The organism is Roseobacter sp. MH60115 (assembly GCF_015644665.1).
In the GTDB taxonomy this organism is placed as follows: Bacteria; Pseudomonadota; Alphaproteobacteria; order Rhodobacterales; family Rhodobacteraceae; genus Roseobacter.
On record NZ_JADOBQ010000004.1, the window covers coordinates 1 to 5,000 of the forward strand.

The 5,000-nt window shown below is 50.8% G+C and carries 1 protein-coding gene and 2 rRNA genes; 1 reads left to right on the forward strand and 2 read right to left on the reverse strand.

All coding sequences use genetic code 11. From position 1 onward, the window contains the following. The first annotated feature begins 225 nt into the window (after positions 1 to 225). Positions 226 to 723 (forward strand): hypothetical protein, encoded by a 498-nt coding sequence (locus ISX84_RS13025; RefSeq protein ID WP_195820824.1) that lies wholly within the window; start codon positions 226 to 228, stop codon positions 721 to 723. A 532-nt stretch (positions 724 to 1,255) separates the two neighbouring features. Here ISX84_RS13025 and rrf read toward each other — a convergent pair. After that, a 5S ribosomal RNA gene (rrf, locus tag ISX84_RS13030) occupies positions 1,256 to 1,370 on the reverse strand. 88 nt (positions 1,371 to 1,458) lie between these two features. Further along, positions 1,459 to 4,827 (reverse strand): 23S ribosomal RNA (locus ISX84_RS13035). Between the last annotated feature and the right edge of the window lie 173 nt (positions 4,828 to 5,000).

Here is a 5,000-nt window from a genome sequence, read left to right on the forward strand (position 1 = left end):
ATCGTGCAAATGCACGTCAATCTCACGCAAAAGCTTCAACGCATCTTCATCCGAATACCGCTTCCGCGCCATCCATCATCCCTCCTGTGACACCAAAATAGTGGCACAGTTCTACGGGGCTAAGACAGGTGGAGAATAATCGAAACAAAAGCCTATCTGGAGTTTGCTTCGCCAGAGTCAGACGGAAGCAGCCTAAATCATAGAGGTTTGAGAGTATTCAAAGCGATGAACAGCTTTGACTACCACGGCGAGTTGTCCTCCAGTGAAGTGGAGAAGATCTTAAAAACAACAATTCCGCGCAGAGCCGCACAAGCGATGGGAGAGCTAATGATCGATCCGCAAACTGGACAATGTATCATAAGCTTTAGTGAATTTTGCGAGAGATATGAAAGTGATAAGAAGTATCAAAAGTGGTTCAGGTTTGCGCTTCGACTTTTCGAACAAGCAGAATCAAAAAATGACATCAATCATATTGAGCGAATTGAATTAATGCTGTGTGCTTTCGATATTTTCCATAGAAATCTGCTTCGATTAATTGGCACAAAAACGGAACCCATTTCGGAAATTGAGCTAAGATCTTGCGAGCACATGCGGAACTCGGTGAAGATTAACTTTCTTCATAATTACCGAAAAGAAGGATACGAGATCAAGATAGGGCCTCTCTCAAATAAGTCGGTAAAGCGATCTGCTACTGAGCAACTGGCGCTTACTCTAGAAAGCTAGGGCGAGAGAGCGACCGCCGATATTGGTACTTTTGGCAAACCGAAGGTCCCGAAGAAGTTCGGCTTCTGTACGACTGAAATCAAGCGCGCATGCCAAACGGCTGAACTCGCGGCGGTCACTAAGGCGTTGGTCAACCATTGCTAGGTGTCGCTTCTGCAGCGAAAGGCAGCTTCGACGGGCTGCGCCGCAGCATCGATACCACATTGCGGAAGTCAGGTTAGGGCCGGAAGTCAAAAACTGTTCTATATATTGGCGCGTAGCGCCAATATACGCCTTAGGTGTCTAGGTCGGAAGAAGGTAAATAGGGGGTAGCTTGCATCGCTTACGGTAAGACACCAAATTAGGGGTCAGATGCAACGCTTACGACTTAGTTCGACGCCTCAACAATAAGCGTGCTGAGCAGGCCCTGCCTGCTGAGATGGACCGGGTGCCTCTGAAGCAAAGCACGTGTCTATCAATGGACGCTTCGAAAATACACTAAGGGATTTGGAAGACTACCGGAAGAGAGATACTTTAACAGAGGTTTTACTAGGTTTGGCGGTGACTTACTCTCCCACGTCTTAAGACGCAGTACCATCAGCGCTACGGCACTTAACGGCTGGGTTCGGGATGGGACCAGGTGTTTTGCTCGTGCTATGACCACCAAACCATGAAAAACCTCTGTTGTCCAAGTCTCGCACTCTAATGTGCTGTGTATGCTTTTGATTGTCCTAGAAAATCTCTCTTCTACTGGATCAAATCAAGCCTATCGGGCAATTAGTACCAGTCAACTGAACACATTGCTGTGCTTACATCTCTGGCCTATCGACGAGGTGGTCTACCTCGGCCCTCAGGGATACCTTGTTTTGAGGGGGGCTTCCCGCTTAGATGCCTTCAGCGGTTATCCTTTCCGATCATAGCTACCCTGCACTGCTGCTGGCGCAACAACAGGTCCACCAGTGGATCGTTCACCCCGGTCCTCTCGTACTAGGGGCAACTCCTCTCAAGTATCCTACACCCACGGAAGATAGGGACCGAACTGTCTCACGACGTTCTAAACCCAGCTCACGTACCTCTTTAAACGGCGAACAGCCGTACCCTTGGGACCTGCTCCAGCCCCAGGATGAGATGAGCCGACATCGAGGTGCCAAACACTGCCGTCGATATGGACTCTTGGGCAGTATCAGCCTGTTATCCCCGGCGTACCTTTTATCCGTTGAGCGATGGCCCTTCCACTCGGGACCACCGGATCACTATGGCCGTCTTTCGACTCTGCTCGACTTGTCAGTCTCGCAGTCAGGCTGGCTTCTGCCATTGCACTCAACGAGCGATTTCCGACCGCTCTGAGCCAACCTTCGCGCGCCTCCGTTACGCTTTAGGAGGCGACCGCCCCAGTCAAACTACCCACCACACAGGGTCCCGGATCCGGATAACGGACCGCGGTTAGACATCAAGCAGAACAAGGGTGGTATCTCAAGGGTGGCTCCACGCAAACTGGCGTTCACGCTTCAAAGCCCACCACCTATCCTGCACATGTTCGGCCTAATGCCAGTGTGAAGTTGTAGTAAAGGTGCACGGGGTCTTTCCGTCTAACCGCGGGAAACCTGCATCTTGACAGGTAATTCAATTTCGCTGAGTCTATGTTGGAGACAGCGGGGAAGTCGTTACGCCATTCGTGCAGGTCGGAACTTACCCGACAAGGAATTTCGCTACCTTAGGACCGTTATAGTTACGGCCGCCGTTTACCTGGGCTTCAATTCAAGGCTCTCACCTCTCCTTTTAACCTTCAGGCACCGGGCAGGCGTCAGACCCTATACGTCGTCTTGCGACTTCGCAGAGCCCTGTGTTTTTAATAAACAGTCGCCACCCCCTGGTTTGTGCCCCCAGCCAATACTTGCGTAGAAACTGGGCCTCCTTCTCGCGAACTTACGGAGGTATTTTGCCGAGTTCCTTCAACATAGTTCTCTCAAGCGCCTTGGTATTCTCTACCAGTCCACCTGTGTCGGTTTAGGGTACGATCTAGCGATGGAGCTATTTCCAGGAACCTCTAAGCAGCCCATTCAATCCAATAAGGATGAACTACCCTCGAGATCCGTCACTTCCATCTGGCCCAGGAATATTAACCTGGTTCCCATCGACTACGCCTTTCGGCCTCGCCTTAGGGGTCGGCTTACCCTGCTCAGATTAGCTTTAAGCAGGAACCCTTGGACTTTCGGCGACAGTGTCTCTCACACTGTTTGTCGCTACTCATGTCATCATTCTCACTAGTGATCTCTCCACCGGATCGCTCACGCGCCGGCTTCACAGAAAACTCCGCGTGTCCAATATCCCCGAAGGGAGTAAGGACACATGGAATTATGTCACACTACGCTCTGCTACCATGCAATAAATGCATCCTAAGCTTCGGCTCATGGCTTGAGCCCCGTTACATCTTCGCCGCAAGACAACTTATTTAGACCAGTGAGCTGTTACGCTATCTTTAAAGGATGGCTGCTTCTAAGCCAACCTCCTGGTTGTTTTGGTCGTCTCACCTGCTTTCCCACTTAGCCATGAATTAGGGGCCTTAGCTGTAGGTCAGGGTTGTTTCCCTCTCCACGACGGACGTTAGCATTCGCCGTGTGTCTGCCATCTAGTACTCCTCGGTATTCGGAGTTTGGTTAGGATCAGTAAGCCTGTGGGGCCCCATTACCCATCCAGTGCTCTACCCCCGAGGGTATTCGGATGACGCTCTACCTAAATAGATTTCGCAGAGAACCAGCTATCTCCGAGTTTGATTGGCCTTTCACCCCTAGGCACAGCTCATCCCGATCCTTTTCAACGGATGTGGGTTCGGTCCTCCAGTACGTGTTACCGTACCTTCAACCTGGCCATGCCTAGATCACTCGGTTTCGGGTCTGATCCCACGAACTCGACGCCCTATTAAGACTCGCTTTCGCTGCGCCTACACCTAACGGCTTAAGCTTGCTCGTGAGACCAAGTCGATGACCCATTATACAAAAGGTACGCCGTCACAAGACTAGAGACTAATTTGGACGCATCAGAAGGACCGGCCATATCTGATCCAGATCGCTTCACGACCCGGATTGACATCTTCGATCCCTGCGTTCGACAGATGGTCTATAGCAAGCGAGATCCGTGCCTGATCGGAAATCCTGTAGCCAAAACCAACGAGGGTTCTGAACTGAAGATTGCCGCCAAGGTCCGTGCCTCCGCTGCCCTCATCGTAGTAGCCTGCTGCCAGGCTGCCCTCGATGAACCATTTGTCTGATGTGTTCCATAACGTCGACAGGCCGATGCCCAAGTAGGCATCTCCGTCTTCGTCAACTTGGGCTGCAACCATCCCAGAAACTGATCCCCACCGATACTCGCGTAGCGGATTGGAATGAACTTCAAGCTGGATGGCAAAAGCCTCCGATGCCCGCCCGTCCAAATCATCCTGACCGATCCCGAAGACGTATTCGGAAGCTGCGAGAAATGTTGAGGATGCGAGGAGGATCGGTACGGTAAGTATAAGCGATTTCATGCCTATTCTTTTCCGTCCAAATTAGACTCTAGTCAAGCTCCGACTGATTGTAGGCGTTCGGTTTCAGGTACTGTTTCACTCCCCTCGTCGGGGTGCTTTTCACCTTTCCCTCACGGTACTGGTTCACTATCGGTCAGTAAGGAGTACTTAGCCTTCGAAGGTGGTCCTCCGATCTTCAGACAGAATTTCACGTGTTCCGCCCTACTTAATACGTCCAATCATGCTTCTTATACGGGACTATCACCCACTCTGGTTGCGCATTCCAACGCATTCTAACCACACTCATGGCTCGGCTGGTCCCCGTTCGCTCGCCGCTACTAGGGGAGTATCAATTGATTTCCTTTCCTCCGGGTACTTAGATGTTTCAGTTCCCCGGGTTTGCTTTTATAACCCTATGTATTCAGGTTATAAATACCTGTTTTACCGCATTATTAGCCGATCCCGAGGGATCAATAATAACACAGTATCAGGTGGGTTGCCCCATTCAGAGATCCATGGATCAAAGCTTATTCTCAGCTCCTCATGGCTTATCGCAGAGTATCACGTCTTTCATCGCCTCTTACTGCCAAGGCATTCACCAAACGCCCTTTTCGCGCTTGATTTGATCCAGAAAAAGAAAGACTTGCGTCAATCGCGGGCCTCTCAGCTGGTAACTAAAAGACGCCCTTTATTCTGAACCAAAAGCATACTTTTTCCCGCCTGGGTCCGTGCGGACCCAGACAAAGAGCAATCTTGCGATTGCTCGGGTTAGTGTACTTGACTTGGACAACTCTGT